Genomic DNA, 17,156 nt, shown 5'->3' with positions numbered 1-17,156 from the left:
TTTATAGATATTTAATTGGAGAGTTTGAACCACCACCACCGCAATCTTTTGATGAAGTCCCTTTATCTTTATCTGTAACTGTACCGGGATCATCTCCTTTATCAAATCCATAACTATCACCGCCATTTATCAGATACAAATTATCTAATTGGGCTACTTTCATTTTTTCTAAATTAAACTTTGGATGCGTTTTTGCTTGTTTTTTTTCTGTTTTCATGTGATAATAAATTTGGTTACTATTTTAATCCCAAAAGTATAAGGTTGCCCTGATAATAGCTAAAAAAAATTAAAAGTTATTGTCGGAATTCGCGGAATTCCGATAGCCACAAAAAACATAATTAACTCAAAACAAAATAGTTATGATTGTTTTTCGTTTCCTAATTCCTTTATGAAAAAAGTAGGTTTTATCTTGTGTTTTTTATAAAAAGCTGCAGAAAATGCTTCCGCAGAATTGAATCCAAACTCCTTCGCCAAGGAAGGCATAGTGTAATTTTGCAAAATAGATTGTGCTTGTAATTGATCTACCGCATACATAATTCTCAAATCGTTTATATATTGCACAAAGGTTTTTCCTTTTTGTTCATTAATGACCTTAGACAAATATTTAGTATTGGTATTCAATTGTAAGGCTACTTTTTGGATAGTAATTGTATGCTCTAAATATCCTTTAGTACGTTCGAAGTCAGCTAACTTCTCTAATAATTGCTTCACAACTTCTGCTGCTATACCAAATGATTCTTGTGGTTTATTTTCTTCTAAAGAACTATCTTCATTTTTTATAGTTCTTGAAGCTAGAACATCGGGTGAAACGGGATGAATAATCGCTTCAAATCGTTTGCGGTATTGTTTTTTTAAATAAAACTGATAGCCTCCAAAACCACCAACGCCTAACACTAAAATTCCTAATACTAAAATTCCTGCAGAAGAAACGGACTGCTTTTTCTGTAAAGATTGTATTAAAGCTTCTTTTTCAGCAAACAAATGAGGCGTATCGTATTCCGTGCGCAACACTTTATTCAAGTGTTTGTAATTTTTTTGTAACACACTATCGATTTCCATATATGTGGTTAAATATTTCAACTGCTTCTCTTTATCCCCGATTTGTTTATAATACTCAATCAAAAAGGCATAGCCGCCTACAAATTCTGGAGTAATTTTTTTTCTAATGCGGTACATGGAATCCACTTTTATAAAATTTTGAACCGCCAATAATTTATCCCCTAAACCTGCATAAGATCTGCCTAAATAAAAATACGAAGCTAAAACATTTCCTGTATTTTTTACTTTTATTAAACCTGGTAATGCTTTTTTGATACTGTCTAAAGCAGCTCTAAAATTTCTTTTATCGACTTGATTGGCCCCTTCATTCAAAGTAAACATCAGCTGATATCGTTTGTTTTTAGTAATCGTTGCTTCTTTGTAGCCTAAATTATTATAAAACGTAGTAGAGTCTGTTTGCTTCAAAGACTTATGACAATCTGCCAATCCAAATATGGTGTTTTGAAACCAATAGGAATAATAATTCCCTCGATAATCTTTAGTTTTGTAATATTTATAGTTTTCGTGATACAGTTGTAACGCTTCCTCCACTTCCCCCATTTCTTCGGATTTCGTGGTCCCAATATAGTCCCGAACCACATAATAATAATCAATATTAGTTTTTAAAGCGACTTGTTCAGCCAAGTTAAAATTAACTAGTGCTTCATCAAACTTACGTAGGTCTACCAACAGACCTGCTTTTTCGCAATAAGCCGCAGCAGGAAAGAATTTATTAGGGTCTATTTTGGAGTATTTGATAACACTATCTAGATATTGAATGGCTTTGAGCGGTTGATCTGCATAATAAAGAATAGCATACAAGTAATACCCTCTCGCTTTTCGAATTCCCTTATTATCTTTTTTAGCTTTGTCAAGATAGACTTTAGCCCATGCCAATTGCTTTTTTACATTTCCCTCGTCTTTAAAATAATTATCGTCAATTGTATTATAGGACAATGAAGATGTTGTTGTAACCGTTTGCGACCATAAAAAAAACGGACACAGTACCAAAAGCACTAGTTTAATCGATTGTAGGTTAGTCATTATAGTAGGGTTTTGCGCAAAAATAGGGTAACGTATCTAAATTAGTAGTAAAAAACTACGTTTTTTAACTTTTATTTAAATTACTCTATACCAATTAATTAAAAAACAACATTCTCGGAATTCGCGGAATTACGACACGGAATTCCGCGAATTCCGAGAACAACTGTTTGCACAACAACAATTACTGCCCTAGTTTTGACCTCAGGAAAGTGAAACGGTTTTGTAGTAAGACGTCACGCAAAGCCCTTTGCTTTTCAAAATCTATAGTAGCTACTATGAGGGAATACTTCAGCTGTACTGTAACCCTATAAAAAACAGAGCAAGGAGTTTATAAAGCTATGGTCTCCCAAAAAACAAGCCTAAAAGTTCTCGAGAAACTTTTTATTAAAATGAAATGTGTAATTTTAAAAACGTAAAAAAATGAATTTAAATAATTTGAATTTAGTAGAGCTGAATGCTCAAGAAGTACAAGAAGTTGAGGGTGGATACTGGGGACTTGCAGCAGCAGCAGTGGGCGGCTTAGCTTTAATTGCAGTAGCAGGTGGAATCTTTGCTTTGGGTGCTTACAACGGGTATCATTCAGCAGCAAAATAATAACTAAACAAAAACAATTATGGAAATTACTAATTATAATATAGAAGAATTAGAGAATAAAGAACTAATCAATATTGAAGGTGGATTCTTGCAATTTGTTTTGGCAGGGATAGCAATCGCTGGAGCGCTTTATGGAGCAGGCCATGCAGTTGGTGAAGCTTATTACCATTATACTCATAGTAAGTAATATTCTGCTTGTTAATAATATTAAATTTAATGACAATCTGAAATTAAAGTTTATTTCAGATTGTCACAATTAACTAAAAAAATAAAATTATGAAATTTTTCAAAGACATAAATGATACAACTAGTATGACTATTATTCTGATAATTGGTTTTTTTTTCTTTATCTATTTTTTAGGCCACGCCATTGGTGAGGCTTATTATAATTTTACCCATAATTAACTACTTGATATTTTAGTTTTGTGAAATTTACAATTGCGTTTTTAACCATAATAAAAACCACTCTCTACTTTCCGACATCTCTCGATTTAGTAAGAATTATTTTTTAATTTAAAACTAACCATCAGAAAACTTTAAACTCAAAATAATGAATCTTTCCAAAAACTTTTATTTATTCTTTGGAATTGCCTTTACTATCAACTTTATTTATTCCTTTTTTGAGACCAAAGACAGTTATGAATTATTCTCTGTCCCAGTAAATATTTGGATTTATAGAGGTTATCGGTTATTGATTGCAATGGTATTTATCAAAATATATTTAAGTAAGAGAGCTAGCGCTGCAAAAAATTAAACTCATGAACTTCAGTTCGGACCCCATCAATACCTTAGAAAATCTTATCGCCAAAAACAAAACCAAAAGCCTTTCTATTTACTTAGTAATAGTGATGGCTGTATTGGTTTTTATAGCGTTGCTTCCTGTTATCAAAATAGACATTAGCAGTCAGAGTCGCGGTATTATTCGTTCTAAAACAGATAATGTGCCAGTTACCGCCATTGTGAGCGGTCGTATACGTTGGTTGGCACTCAAAAATAATGCGGTAGTCAACAAAGGCGACACGCTTATCAAAATCGTAAAAGACGGTTTAACCACCGAAAAAACCACGCAAAGCGAATTATCAAGCACGCTTATAGCACTGCATGAAGATGTAACCGCTGTTTTGAGAGGTAAAACATCCAATCTAAAAACAGCTGCTGCTAGAGAGGATTTCTACAAATTTCAGTCCCAAAAAGACGAGTTGCAATCCAAAGTTTCGCAGGCACAAATCAACTACAATCGTAGCAAAACACTTTTCGACAAAGGTATCATTGCCACAGCAGAATATGAAAAACAATTGTATGAGTTGCGTTTTGCTAATCAAGCCCTGCGAAGTTTTATAAGCCAACAAAAAGCCAGTTGGGAAACTCAAAAAAGAGAATTAGAAGAACGATTGAAGAATATTCAAGGGAGCATTTCGAAAATTAAAATTGAAGAGAACAATTATGTAGTTGTAGCGCCTATATCAGGTACTATAGAAAGTTTTTCAGGACTTCAAGTAGGGTCCTTTATTAATGCTTCACAACCTATTGCTAACATTTCTGCCACAGATAGGTTGATAGTTGAAAGTACTATTTCTCCAAATGACATAGGATTGATTAAGAAAAATCAAGCGGTGAAATTCCAAATAGATGCCTTCAATTACAATCAATGGGGTTTACTGGAAGGAAAAGTAATCGATATTGATCGTAACATTACGATTCAAGGGGAACAAGCTTTTTTTAAAGTACGTTCTATAATGAATACCACAGAAATGCGTTTAGACTCGGGTTACAAAACCAAAGTGTCCAAAGGAATGACGTTGACCACGAGATACACCATTGCCCGACGCAGTTTGTATGATTTACTATTTGACAAGATGGATGATTGGCTCAACCCTAAACAAATGGCATCAAGATCTTAAACTAGTAAAATTTTATAAAATAACTTTCCTTTTTGAGAAAAGTCTAAAGTCTTTTTTCTATCATCTATACTCTTATAATGGCTTCTATAAAAATAAAACAACATGATATTAAAGATTGCGGTGCTGCTTGTCTCGCTTCTATTGGCAATCATTACAAGGTTAATTTACCAATAGCTCGAATTCGCCAGTACGCCAATACAGATAAACGCGGTACCAACGTACTAGGTATCATTGAAGCGGCTGATAAAATGGGCTTCACCGCCAAAGGAGTAAAAGGCGGCATAGATGCAATTGATAAAATTCCACTTCCTTCAATAGCACACGTAGTGGTCAAAGAACAATTGCATCATTATGTGGTGATTTATTCCGTAAGCAAAGACAAAATAGAAGTTATGGATCCCGCCTTTGGAAAAATGGAAACCTATACTTTTGAGGCTTTTCAAAAAATATGGTCTGGCGTATTAGTGCTTTTTGCTCCTAACGACGAGTTTAAAACCTATAACGAAAAAATAGCTCCTATACGACGCTTTTGGCATTTGGTACAACCTCATAAAATCATTTTAATTCAGGCTTTGGTGGGTGCCATCCTTTTTACGGTTTTAGGATTAGCAATGTCAATTTATATTCAAAAAATAACAGATTATGTTTTGGTAGAAGGCAATCGAAAACTACTAAATTTGTTAAGCTTTTCCATGATTGTTATTATTGTTTTACAAGCTTACATCGGCTCTAAAAAAACAATTTTTGTGATGAAAACAGGTCAATTAATCGATGCCAAACTAATCCTAGGATACTATAAACATTTATTACATCTACCCCAACGCTTTTTTGATACCATGCAAATTGGTGAAATAACCTCAAGAATCAATGATGCTGTTAAGATACGTTCTTTTATCAATGAAGTAGCTATCGAGATGATCGTCAATATTTTCATTGTACTGTTCTCATTTACTTTGATGTTTACGTATTATTGGAAATTGGCTTTAGTCATTTTATTAGTGATTCCGTTTTATGCTCTAATTTATTTTCTGCTAAATAAATTCAATAAAAAAGTAGAAAGAACCATCATGGAAAATGCGGCCGAATTACAAACTCAATTGGTCGAAAGTGTTACACATGTTAGAACGGTGAAGGAATTTGGCATAGTAGAATTTTCTAACTTAAAAACAGAAAACAAGTTTGTCAAGCTATTATTCACTACTTATAAATCTGGATTGAATAGTATTTTTGCTGGAACTTCTACACAGTTTTTGGCTTCTCTCTTTACTATAATTCTAATGTGGATAGGTTCTGGTTATGTAATTGACAGAGCCATTACACCAGGTGAATTGTTTTCGTTTTATGCCTTAATCGGCTACTTCACCTCTCCAGTTGCTTCCTTGATTGGAATGAATAAAACCGCTCAAAATGCTTTAATTGCTGCTGATCGTCTTTTCGAAATTATGGATTTAGAAAGAGAAGAAACTGAGAACAAAGTCGAATTACAAAAGGAAAATATCGGAGACATTAAATTTGAAAACGTAAGTTTTAGATATGGTTCCAGAACAGAAGTTTTTAAAAATTTTAATGCTATATTCAAAAAAAATGAAACCACAGCCATTGTTGGCGAAAGTGGAAGCGGTAAAACTACGTTAATTTCCCTTTTGCAAAATCTATACCCCATAAAAGAAGGTAAAATTTACATTGGGGATTATGACGCGCAATTTATTCACTACCAAAGTTTACGAAATGCAGTTGGAGTAATACCTCAACAACTCAATTTGTTTTCAGGAACAATTATAGATAATATTGCTTTAGGAGATTCATTTCCTAATATTCAACGTGTATTAGATTTATCCAAACAATTAGCCATAACTGAATTTGTAGAGAAATTACCCAATGGCTTTGAAACACAAATAGGAGAAAATGGAGCCATGCTTTCTGGTGGCCAAAAACAACGTATTGCAATAGCCAGAGCACTTTACAAAAATCCTGAAATTCTATTGATGGATGAAGCTACTTCATCCTTAGACACCCATTCAGAAAAAGTAGTAAAAGAAGTGATAAACAATTTTAAAGCACAAGGAAAAACAGTAATTGTAATTGCACATCGCTTAAGTACTATCGCTAATGCAGATACTATTTTGGTTTTAGAAAATGGAACTGTGGTAGAAAATGGAAACCACAATACACTACTAAAACAAAAAGGCAAATACTTTGACTTATGGCAAAAACAAGGTTTGGTTTAATCTTAAAAATTTGATGAAAATTCAAAAAAGTAAATTTAGTTCTCGGAATTCAAGGAATTTACTATCCGAATTCCCTGAATTCCGACAACAAGTGTTTACACAACTACAATAGTGAGACTAATTTTGAACTCAGAAAAGCAAAAGTTTTTTCTATTAAAATTTATTAAAATATAGTTACTGCTCTGAGGGATTGATGCAGCTGTCGTGTAACCCTATAAAAAACAGAGCAAGGAGTTTATAAAGCTATGGTCTCCAAAAACCAAGCACAAAAGTTCTCGAGAAACTTTTTTTAAAAAACTGGATTAAAAAAAATGAAAAATGAATTTAAAACAATTTTTAGGTCAACTAAATAGCACAAAAGTAAAAACTCTTAAAGGACCTACTTTTACTGCATTTTTAGTGCTTATTGCAGCGGCAATAGAGATAATTTCTGATTGGGCCAATTTTATGGCTGGACTAATGGGTACACTACCTAACAATCACTAACAAATGAAACTACCCAAAAACTTCTATTTTTTCTTTGGAATTACCTTTACCATAAACTTCATTTATTCCTTAATTGAAACCAAAGACACTTACGAATTATTCTCTTTCCCAGTAAATATTTGGGTATACAGAGGCTATAGATTGTTCATTGCCGTAGTATTTTTAAAGATATATTTAAAAATGAGAACCAACGATATGACACAACTCAATCAATAAATATGAATTCAGACTTCAGTATTCTAAAATCTAAAAAATTGTTTAAAAGTATATCTTTTCAGTTACAACTAGTTTACTGAAAATTAAAAGATACATCTAATGAAATACTTTATCTCTCAAACGATACAAAACATACTCTTAATTGTCTTTTTTTTTATTGTACTAAATATTTTTAGAGACCATAAAAAAAATACCCTATACAAACTCTTAGATTTAGAGCATATTCTCTTAATCCTAGTCTTTTCAGTAGCAAAAGCTACTTATGATACTTACAAAAAGAAGAAACAATAATCCAAAAAAACATGACTTCTCTTATTCTAAAAATTATAAACGAATGGATTATCCAAATTTTAAATCTAATTCTTACGGTTTTAAACTAAAAAAAAAGCCATTGGCACAATTTTAGTTACAGTACAGACAAACTAACCCAAAATTAACAATGCATAAAAAATTACTTTCTTTACTACTATTTTCCATACTTTCTACTTTAGCTTATTCACAAAAAAAAGGAAAGATGGCCTTACCCATCATAGAAGAAGAAATAGCAACTTCTCTATGGGAAAATAAAAAATCAAAATCTTATTCTTGGTTAGTCATTTATGACCAGAAAAAATTGGATTCTATTTTAGCAATAAAAAGGGTGGTTACGATAAATGAAAAACCAAAGCAAAAACAACAAGTATTAAAGTGGAATCATAAGAAATATTAAAAACAAAAAGAGCCAACGTCTGTTGGCTCTTTTTGTTTTTATGTATAGAACAACGGATTAAGCGTTCAAAGCTTCTGCTCCACCAACGATTTCTAAGATTTCGCTTGTAATTGCAGCTTGACGGGCTTTGTTATAAGTTAACTTCAATTGGTCACGTAATTCTGTAGCATTGTCTGTTGCTTTGTGCATAGCAGTCATACGAGCGCCATGTTCTGAAGCGAATGAATCTCTAATTCCTTTATATAATTGCGTTTTCAATGATTTAGGTATCAAAGTCAACACGATTTCTTCTTTTGAAGGCTCAAAAATATAATCTCCAGGAGTAACCGCTTTATCAGCTTTAATTGGTGCTAAAGGTAAAAATTGTTCCGTTTGAACGATTTGAGTTGCAGCATTTTTAAATTGGTTGTAAACCAATTCAATTCTGTCATAATTACCAGCAATAAATTGTTGTGTTAAATTATCAGCAATTGTTGCAACGTTCTCAAAACTTAAGGCATCAAAAACTTTACTCTCGTTACCAACTACTGCAAAACTTTTACCCAAAACGTCATTTCCTTTTTTACCAATAGCAAAAACATCCACTTGTTTTCCTGCATAATAGTCTGCACGTACTTTAACTTCCTTGATTACGTTAGAATTAAAAGCACCACACAAACCACGGTTAGAAGTAATAGCTACCAATAACACTTTTTTGATTTCTCTTTGTGTAGTATACTCACCTCCTACATCACCGTCTAAGGTAGCAGAAAGGTTTTGTAGTAACTCCGTTTGTTTTTCAGCATAAGGACGCATCGCAGTGATGGCATCTTGTGCTTTTTTCAACTTTGCAGCAGAAACCATTTTCATCGCCGATGTAATTTGCATCGTAGATGAAATGGAAACAATTCTATTACGGATTTCCTTTAAATTAGCCATTGTATTTTTAAGTAAATAGTAATAAGTAATTAGTGACTAGCTATTGACTAATCACTAATTACTATTCACTAGATTAGTTATATTTTGCTGAAATTTCTTTTGCTGCTGCTTCAATTACATCTGTAATTTCATCTGTAAATTTACCAGCTTTAAGAGCATCAAGAGTAGCTCTGTTTTTATTGTTCATGTACTCGATAAAATCTTTTTCGAATTCTTTCACTTTATTTACAGGAACATTTCTCAACAAGTTTTTAGAACCAGCATAAATAATTGCTACCTGGTCTTCAACAGTATAAGGATCATTCAAACCTTGTTTCAAGATTTCAACGTTTCTTTTTCCTTTTTCAATTACGTTTAAAGTAACTGCATCCAAATCAGAACCGAATTTAGCAAACGCTTCCAATTCACGGAATTGAGCTTGGTCTAATTTTAAAGTACCCGCTACTTTTTTCATTGATTTAATTTGAGCGTTACCACCCACACGAGATACAGAGATACCTACGTTAATCGCTGGACGAACCCCAGAGTTAAACAAATCTCCATCCAAGAAAATTTGACCATCTGTAATCGAAATTACGTTTGTTGGGATATACGCAGATACGTCACCCGCTTGTGTTTCGATAATTGGTAAAGCTGTTAATGAACCACCACCTTTAACGATTCCTTTTAATGAATCTGGTAAATCATTCATATTTTTAGCGATAGAGTCATCAGCAATTACTTTACAAGCTCTTTCTAGCAAACGAGAGTGTAGGTAGAAAACGTCACCTGGGTAAGCCTCACGTCCTGGAGGTCTTCTTAATAAAAGAGATACCTCACGGTAAGCAACCGCTTGTTTAGATAAGTCATCATAAACGATTAACGCTGGACGACCTGAATCTCTAAAATATTCACCAATTGCAGCACCTGCGAAAGGAGCATATACTTGCATTGGCGCTGGGTCAGAAGCATTAGCTGCAACAATCACTGTATAAGCCATTGCTCCTTTTTCTTCTAACATTTTTGCAATTCCAGCAACAGTAGAAGCTTTTTGACCAATAGCTACATAAATACAGAATACAGGTTGACCTGCATCGTAAAATTCTTTTTGATTTAAGATAGTATCGATACAAACTGTTGATTTACCAGTTTGACGGTCACCAATAACCAACTCACGTTGTCCACGTCCTACAGGAATCATAGCATCAACTGCTTTTACACCTGTTTGTAATGGTTCAGTTACTGGCTGACGGAAGATAACTCCAGGAGCTTTTCTTTCTAATGGCATTTCGTATAACTCACCTGTGATTGGTCCTTTACCATCAATTGGCTGACCTAAAGTGTTTACTACACGTCCTACCATTCCTTCTCCTGTTTTAAGAGAAGCAATACGTTGTGTTCTTTTGGCAGTAGAACCTTCTTTGATTCCAGTTGATGGTCCTAAAAGTACCACCCCTACGTTGTCTTCTTCTAGGTTCAAAACGATTGCTTCTAACCCATTTTCAAATTCAACTAACTCACCATATTGAACATTAGATAGCCCGTAAACACGAGCAATACCATCTCCAACATTAAGTACTGTTCCTACTTCTTCTAGTGTAGCACCAGATTCAAAACTTTCAACTTGCTTCTTTAATATTGCTGAAATTTCAGCAGGTTTGATTTCCGCCATCTTACTTTATAATTTAGACACTTAAATGTGTGATAAAACTAGTTATTTAATTCTCTTTTTAAAACTTGCAATTTGTTAGCAACAGAAGCATTGTATTGCTTGTCACCTATTCTTAAAATAAAACCTCCAATGATAGCAGGGTCTATTGTATTTTCAATTTGAATCTTTTTATCAGAAAGAGTGGCAATTTTAGCCAACACTTTAGCTTCTAAAGCAGCATCCATAGGAATTGCTGTAGTAACTTGTGCCACTTCAACACCATTCATGATATCAAATAATTTAGTGTATTCTGAAGCAATACCTTCTAGAATTTCGAATCTTTTGTTTTCGAATAATAGATGAAATAAACTTTTAGTTACACCATTTGCAGAAGCAAAAACTTCTAAAAGGGCTTGTTCTTTAACCTCTACTTTTAATGTTGGGTTTTGAATGAAAGTGCTTAATTCTAGATTAGAAGCAATAGTATCACCTATCAACTTCATGTCATTGTTCACTGCATCCGCTACTTGCTTTGCATTGGCAATGTCTAGAATTGCTTTCGAATATCGAATTGCTGCTCTTGTACCTGCCATGATTAGTTCAATTTAACGTCTCCTAACATTTTCTCAACTAATTTAGTTTGAGCTTCTTTGTTAGATAATTCGTCTTTTAATACTTTTTCTGCAATACTCAATGACAAAGTAGAAACTTGTAATTTCAACTCATTCATAGCCGCATTTTTTTCACTTTCGATTGCCGCTTTCGCTTGCTCGATCATTTTTTGACCTTGAGCTTGTGCTTCATTTTTGGCATCAGCAACGATTTTTTCTTTCATTTCACGAGCTTCTTTAAGCATACTGTCACGCTCTAATCTCGCTTCTTGTAAAATACGTTGGTTGTCTGCTTGCAAATCTTGCATTTCTTTCTTTGCATTTTCAGCAGATTCTAATGCATTTTTGATTCCTTCTTCTCTTTCGTTTACCGCATCAAGAATTGGTTTCCATGCAAATTTTTTCAACAAAAGAATCAATCCAACAAATATTACTATTTGCCAAATAAACAAACCAAACGAAAAATCATTTATTAACTTATCCATTTTTATCTCTATTATATAATTTTAATGTTTTAATTTTAAAACAATAGTCACAACCAACCGTTGTAACTATTGTTTTTTTAGTCTTTAATTAAGATGCGAACAACGCAGCGAAACCAATACCTTCAATAAGTGCAGCTGCAATAAGCATAGCTGTTTGGATTTTTCCAGAAGCTTCTGGTTGACGAGCAATAGCGTCCATTGCTGAACCACCAATTTTACCAATACCTAAACCTGCTCCGATTACAATTAATCCTGCTCCTACAATAGTTGGAATTTGCATAATATATATATTAAAAATTAAACATTCAATTTGAGGTTAGAGGTTAGAAATTCGAGATTAGAAAATTTCTAACTTCTCACTTCTAATTTCTAACTTTTAGTGGTGTGCTTCTTCGTGGTGGTGTTCTTCGTTACCAGCTCCAAAATAAAGAGCAGACAACATAGTGAAGATGTACGCTTGAAGAAACGCTACTAATATTTCTAGAATAGAAAGAGCAAATGCCAATCCGAATGACAAAGTACTTCCAATCCAGCTTTTGAAAATAAACATCAATCCAATGATACTCATCAATACTACGTGACCTGCTAAAATGTTAGCATACAAACGTATCATCAATGAAAATGGTTTAATGATTGTTCCTAATAATTCGATAGGCGCTAAGATAAATTTCATTGGGGTAGGTACTCCTGGCATCCAGAAAATGTGTGCCCAATAATTTTTGTTAGCGGTAAATGTTGTGATTAAATACGTCAAGATAGCTAATGAAAAAGTAATCGCAATATTACCTGTTACATTGAATCCAAATGGAGTTAATCCTAAAATGTTCAAGAAAAAGATGAAGAAGAAAATAGTCAATAAATAACTCATGTATTTTTTGTACCCTTTCTCACCAATGTTTGGGATAGCAATCTCGTCTCTTACATAGATTACTAATGGCTCAAAGAAACGTCCTGCTCCTTTGGCAATTCCTCCATTTTTAGCATATGATTTCGCTAAACTTGAGAACAATACCAACATTAAAATTGCCACAAACAAAATACCAACTACACTTTTAGTAATTGACAAATCTAATGGCTGAACATTTGTTGGATGACCGTGAGCTTCAGTAAGTGTACCTTTAGCATCGGTTTTATAAATTTTTTCGTGGTGTAATTTGTAGAAGTTTCCGTTGTGCTCTGCAACATCGGCTACAGGACCGTGGTGAAATTCAGCTGAAGAGAATACTTGCAAACCATTATCCCAAAGAATAATTGGCAATGAAAAACCGTAGTGCTCTCCTGTTTCTTTATTGGCATTGAAATTAAAAGAATGCGAGTCTAATAAGTGGTGATTGATGAATTCTTTGATTTCGGTCTTAACATCTTTTGGTTCAGCGTGAGCTCCTTCATGCGCTACAGCTCCTTCATGACCCTCTGCTACCACTTCTACTTTAGTACTATCAACCACAGGGTTTGCAGTGCTAAATAAAGGAAGGCAGGCTACTAAAATTGCTACTAAAAATCGAAGTGGTTTGTTTGAAATCACCATAACAGTTAATTATCTTAATTTATTACGTTTCTGAAATTTGGTGCAAAGGTACATTTTTTATTAATATCCAAAAGAATATAAAAAATAATTTTTTTGCGGATTTGGCTTTTTCAACCCCCTATTTTTGCTTTTCGTTTACTAAGCGAATAGTGAAAAGTGTCTCAATTAGCAAAAAGAGAATAAAAAGTGCAAAAAAGTTTATTTTTTCGGCAGAATTTTGAAGAGTTGCTACTTTTAATATAGGACGTAAAATTAGGTAACAAAAGACCATTTTTATACTCGTTACCAACAGAAAACTCATTCCTACATTATCCAAGCTTTTCCTCTTAACCAATAGCAAAACAAAAACCACTAGTAGTGTAAACAAAGTAAACCAAGCATAAAGTTCTGGTAAAGAATAAATAAAATTTTGAGTGTTAATTTTTAATACAAAAAACAGCCCTTCGTGTACTCCAAAGGAAATTAAAATGGCTAACAAAAGGGGAATTATTTTTTTAAAAAAAGAGGTATTCATTATTGATTTTTATTGATTTCATTTACTTGTCGGTACACATTGTACATTGCCAAAAAAACACCAACAATAACTAAAATTTTAACATAATACACTTTTGTACTCGGGTGATTCTCATCTAACCAATGGCCTAAATAAGCAAATAAAAAAATCAATACTCCCATTTGAATAGGGATATTGATTAAGGCTAACCACTTATTAGGTTTTCTTTTATTTGGATTGGGTTCCATCTACTTTGGTGTCTATTATTCGCATTACACAAGTGGCTGTAAAATGAGCACCAGGTTCAATTGCCAACTTTCCGATACACACTTCGCCTTCTACAGAAGCCGTTGCTTTGATATTAAGTAATTCGTGTACCGTTATTTTTCCATTAAAAACACCTTCGATATCTGCGTTTTTACAAACAATGTCGCCTATAACTTTTCCTGAAGGACCAATCACTAATTTACCATTCGAAGTAAAATTTCCAATCAATTCTCCGTCTAATCTAAAATCGGCTGGGGAAAAAATATCTCCCTTAATTTTAGTTGCTTCTACTATTCTATTGGTTTTACCTAATAAATCAGTATAGGGTTGTTTCTTTTTTTTGTCGAACATAGTTTAGGGCGTTTTTGGGGCTAAATAGGCGTCTAAATTCTTTTTCATTTGAACAATCTTGTAATTCTCCTCGCTTATAGTAATCGCCTTCTGCACCTCTGAAGGCGACCCTTTTTTATTAAAAATCACCGAGACATCATTCGCATATATTTCTGATTGGAATCCGTGTATACACAAGATGCGTTCTTTATCAGTATAATTATCACAAGTATAGTATAGATTTTCTAAATTTTCTTTAGCCATAAAATCCAAAACTTGCTTTTCGATAGCTCGTTCTTGTTTGTAATCATCGATAGGAATTCTAAAGATAATCTTCCACTTTTTGGTGTCTACTGTACTAAACGCCATTCGTTCCAAAATAGGAATTTGTGTGGTGATAATCTCTTCTGCTTTTTTTCCTTCTTCGGTATTGGCATAGGTGTCGGCAACGTATTGCATCGCCTCTTTGTAGGCTGGCAATCCTTTTGTTTTAGCCAAAGCATTTGCTTTGAGCAACTCAAACTTGGCTACAATTTCTTCTCCCGTCAACTGATTAATCATCGTGTTACAACGCGCAATTACAGCCGCAAATTTTTCGTCCTTAAACCATTCGTAACATTCCTTATATTTATTCTCAGGAGAATCTTTGTCTTTGGCTCCATCAAAAGTTGGGTCATTTATAATTTTGGCATATCTCGAATCAGGAAATTGAGCCGTAATCGCATTCTTAACGGCTGCTGCTTTGGCTTTATTTGTGATTTCGTATATTTTATACAAATTGTACTGAGTGGGAGGAATCAGTTTTTCATCGGGATGAAAGTTTAGTAATTGTTCCAGCTTACTACTAGCTAAATCGTACTCTTTGAATTTTTCTTTATAAACTACTCCCAATTGGTAATATGCTGTATTTCTTTCTTTGGTGATGCTGTCAATTGCCGAAGATTGAGTAGGTAATTGATTTAAATAATAAGCCAAAGTATAACGCGGTTCTTCAACAGCTTTTTCTTTAATAACATCATTATCAGCTGTTACTTCTTCTGTTGGTTCATTGGCTCCTTTTTTCACATTTGAATACAACCAGTTTTCGACCAAAGCACGATTTCCAAACATTTTTTTGAATTCTAACTTTCCAAAAGCCACCGTTTTTGGGTTGTAAAAATAAAAAGTGTTGGTAGCCTCCGTTTGTTGGTTATCACTTGGAGGTAAATAGGCTGCTTTGTTTTGCAAACCTGGGCCTGTCGCTACAGCTCCTGGGTCTGCACTAGAAGCCGATAAGTTGCGCTCTATATTCGCTAACTTTTGCTTTTGTAATTCTTCTTTAACTAGCTTTATAGAATCTTGCTTTTTAATGGCAACGATATGCTTTTCATAATAGGCATTTCGTTCCGAAGGAGACAAAGACAAAACTTTAAGAATACTATCGTTTCTTTTGGTGCTAGTTTCTAATCGAATGGCTTCGTCTAAATCTTTACGCTTTTTTTGAATTTTATAAAATTCTCTTGTTTTGGGATTAAGCTTTACTAAAGTACTATCATAGTATTTTGCCGCCAAAGGATAATTGGTTCCCTTGAAATAAATAGTCCCAATATTTCTATAATTGGATGCTTCTAAATAAGGGTCTTTAGGACGTGCTTCCAGAGAAGCTTTATAGAAAATGGTAGCAGAATCTGGTTTTTTATAATTGTCATAAAACAATCCCATATTGTGGTAGATAACATCTAAAAAAGGACGATTCTCACGATCCTCCATTAGTTCGTTATAAATGGCTACAAAAGCATTGGGGTCACCCGTTTCATAATCAAATAATTGGGCTTTTCGAGCGTAGGACTGAATAATGTACTCTCTCTTAGCACTGCGATTCATAGCAATTACTGCATCGTAGCAAAAAAGTGCGCTGTCTCTTTTCCCTAATTCTTGATACAATTGTCCCAAGATAAAGCGATAACGAGCTCTTTCTTCATTGATTTTAGTATAATCTACTGCTATTTTGAGTTTAGCTACTGCGCTGTCTTTTTGTTCTAAATTCAAAAAAGCTTCCGCCAAAAGTGCATTGGCATCCGCAAAAGGTTGGTCTTTGAATTCCTCGTCTTTGAGTAATTTATTGATGTTTTTTACCACTAAAGCATCGTTGCCCAAACGCATATTGGTTTTTTCACGCCAGACTTTAGCTTCGTATATTTTATCACTTTCGGGATATTTATATAGAATATAATTGAAAGCATCTAAGGCTGGCACAAAACGCTGGTCGTAATAACGTGCTTTTCCGAGCAAAAGATAGGCTTCGTCCATTTGATAATTGACCTCTCGCCCACCAATATTCATAGAGTGTTTTTGAATGGCTTTGGTGGCCTTGGTTTCGGCCAATTCAAAATCGGCATTTTTGGGTTTATCTTCAGCTGTAGTACTCTCTGAAAGTTGCATTCTTTCTATGGGTAACAACTCCCAAAAATTATCTTTATTACCCGATGTAAGCCCATTTACACCTTTATCTAAACCAATTTGTCCGTTGTACAAAATATTGTAACGCGTACTCAAAGCGTGCGAATTTCTGGCCAAAAAAGTGTTCTTCTTGGTAGAACAAGCTATCAAGAAAATGAATAAAAATAAGGGATAAAAAGGCTTACAACCGGTAGTCTTCAATAGGAAACGTTTTATCATTTAACTTGAAAAACATCATT

Annotated in this window: 19 protein-coding genes; 8 read left to right on the top strand and 11 right to left on the bottom strand. The window is 33.7% G+C overall.

The annotated features are described in order from the left end of the window. Nucleotide 1: 1 nt before the first annotated feature. Together FLAVO9AF_RS12155 and FLAVO9AF_RS12150 are read right to left on the bottom strand one after the other, a co-directional pair. A complete protein-coding gene (locus FLAVO9AF_RS12155) occupies nucleotides 2-217 on the bottom strand; it encodes a hypothetical protein (protein ID WP_159689073.1) in 216 nt (71 codons plus the stop codon). A gap of 140 nt (nucleotides 218-357) precedes the next feature. Then, entirely contained in the window at nucleotides 358-2,082 is a 1,725-nt protein-coding gene (locus FLAVO9AF_RS12150) for an AraC family transcriptional regulator (RefSeq protein ID WP_159689070.1), read from the bottom strand. Between the two features lie 420 nt (nucleotides 2,083-2,502). On the opposite strand from FLAVO9AF_RS12150, the gene FLAVO9AF_RS12145 reads away from it, so the two are divergent. From FLAVO9AF_RS12145 to FLAVO9AF_RS12110, 8 genes are all read left to right on the top strand, one after another. After that, complete coding sequence (locus FLAVO9AF_RS12145) at nucleotides 2,503-2,676, top strand: class IIb bacteriocin, lactobin A/cerein 7B family (protein WP_159689065.1); 174 nt, start codon at nucleotides 2,503-2,505, stop codon at nucleotides 2,674-2,676. 19 nt (nucleotides 2,677-2,695) lie between these two features. After that, nucleotides 2,696-2,863 carry a class IIb bacteriocin, lactobin A/cerein 7B family gene (locus tag FLAVO9AF_RS12140; RefSeq protein WP_159689062.1) on the top strand — a complete coding sequence of 56 codons (168 nt, stop codon included), beginning with the start codon at nucleotides 2,696-2,698 and terminating at the stop codon, nucleotides 2,861-2,863. Between the two features lie 363 nt (nucleotides 2,864-3,226). Then, entirely contained in the window at nucleotides 3,227-3,430 is a 204-nt protein-coding gene (locus FLAVO9AF_RS12135) for a hypothetical protein (protein ID WP_159689059.1), read from the top strand. A gap of 4 nt (nucleotides 3,431-3,434) precedes the next feature. Continuing rightward, nucleotides 3,435-4,577 (top strand): HlyD family secretion protein, encoded by a 1,143-nt coding sequence (locus FLAVO9AF_RS12130; RefSeq protein WP_159689056.1) that lies wholly within the window; start codon nucleotides 3,435-3,437, stop codon nucleotides 4,575-4,577. A 77-nt stretch (nucleotides 4,578-4,654) separates the two neighbouring features. Then, complete coding sequence (locus tag FLAVO9AF_RS12125; RefSeq protein WP_159689053.1) at nucleotides 4,655-6,805, top strand: peptidase domain-containing ABC transporter; 2,151 nt, start codon at nucleotides 4,655-4,657, stop codon at nucleotides 6,803-6,805. Nucleotides 6,806-7,123: 318 nt separating this feature from the next. Then, complete coding sequence (locus FLAVO9AF_RS12120; RefSeq protein ID WP_159689049.1) at nucleotides 7,124-7,291, top strand: hypothetical protein; 168 nt, start codon at nucleotides 7,124-7,126, stop codon at nucleotides 7,289-7,291. Between the two features lie 3 nt (nucleotides 7,292-7,294). After that, the gene (locus tag FLAVO9AF_RS12115; RefSeq protein ID WP_159689046.1) at nucleotides 7,295-7,507 is read left to right on the top strand and encodes a hypothetical protein; all 213 of its coding nucleotides are present in this window, start codon (nucleotides 7,295-7,297) and stop codon (nucleotides 7,505-7,507) included. 439 nt (nucleotides 7,508-7,946) lie between these two features. Then, entirely contained in the window at nucleotides 7,947-8,216 is a 270-nt protein-coding gene (locus FLAVO9AF_RS12110) for a hypothetical protein (protein WP_159689041.1), read from the top strand. Between the two features lie 57 nt (nucleotides 8,217-8,273). On the opposite strand, the gene atpG is transcribed toward FLAVO9AF_RS12110, so the two are convergent. From atpG to FLAVO9AF_RS12065, 9 genes are all read right to left on the bottom strand, one after another. Continuing rightward, on the bottom strand, nucleotides 8,274-9,134 hold the full coding sequence (gene atpG, locus FLAVO9AF_RS12105) for an ATP synthase F1 subunit gamma (protein ID WP_159689037.1): 861 nt from the start codon (nucleotides 9,132-9,134) through the stop codon (nucleotides 8,274-8,276). Between the two features lie 73 nt (nucleotides 9,135-9,207). Then, nucleotides 9,208-10,785, bottom strand: a complete 1,578-nt coding sequence (gene atpA, locus FLAVO9AF_RS12100) for a F0F1 ATP synthase subunit alpha (protein WP_159689034.1) — start codon at nucleotides 10,783-10,785, stop codon at nucleotides 9,208-9,210. Nucleotides 10,786-10,823: 38 nt separating this feature from the next. Further along, the gene (atpH, locus tag FLAVO9AF_RS12095; RefSeq protein ID WP_159689031.1) at nucleotides 10,824-11,357 is read right to left on the bottom strand and encodes an ATP synthase F1 subunit delta; all 534 of its coding nucleotides are present in this window, start codon (nucleotides 11,355-11,357) and stop codon (nucleotides 10,824-10,826) included. A gap of 2 nt (nucleotides 11,358-11,359) precedes the next feature. Further along, on the bottom strand, nucleotides 11,360-11,860 hold the full coding sequence (locus FLAVO9AF_RS12090) for a F0F1 ATP synthase subunit B (protein ID WP_159689028.1): 501 nt from the start codon (nucleotides 11,858-11,860) through the stop codon (nucleotides 11,360-11,362). An 88-nt stretch (nucleotides 11,861-11,948) separates the two neighbouring features. After that, entirely contained in the window at nucleotides 11,949-12,140 is a 192-nt protein-coding gene (atpE, locus tag FLAVO9AF_RS12085; RefSeq protein ID WP_078212011.1) for an ATP synthase F0 subunit C, read from the bottom strand. Between the two features lie 96 nt (nucleotides 12,141-12,236). After that, entirely contained in the window at nucleotides 12,237-13,388 is a 1,152-nt protein-coding gene (gene atpB, locus FLAVO9AF_RS12080) for a F0F1 ATP synthase subunit A (RefSeq protein WP_159689025.1), read from the bottom strand. Nucleotides 13,389-13,901: 513 nt separating this feature from the next. Beyond that, on the bottom strand, nucleotides 13,902-14,129 hold the full coding sequence (locus FLAVO9AF_RS12075) for an AtpZ/AtpI family protein (protein WP_159689022.1): 228 nt from the start codon (nucleotides 14,127-14,129) through the stop codon (nucleotides 13,902-13,904). Further along, nucleotides 14,110-14,499 (bottom strand): polymer-forming cytoskeletal protein, encoded by a 390-nt coding sequence (locus tag FLAVO9AF_RS12070; RefSeq protein WP_159689019.1) that lies wholly within the window; start codon nucleotides 14,497-14,499, stop codon nucleotides 14,110-14,112. The genes FLAVO9AF_RS12075 and FLAVO9AF_RS12070 overlap by 20 nt, the downstream gene beginning before the upstream one ends. Before the next feature lie 3 nt (nucleotides 14,500-14,502). Further along, the gene (locus FLAVO9AF_RS12065) at nucleotides 14,503-17,118 is read right to left on the bottom strand and encodes a lipopolysaccharide assembly protein LapB (protein ID WP_236552318.1); all 2,616 of its coding nucleotides are present in this window, start codon (nucleotides 17,116-17,118) and stop codon (nucleotides 14,503-14,505) included. Nucleotides 17,119-17,156 lie beyond the last annotated feature (38 nt).

Source organism: Flavobacterium sp. 9R (genome assembly GCF_902506345.1).
Classification (GTDB): domain Bacteria; phylum Bacteroidota; class Bacteroidia; order Flavobacteriales; family Flavobacteriaceae; genus Flavobacterium.
This window is presented reverse-complemented; position numbering and strand designations above follow the sequence as displayed.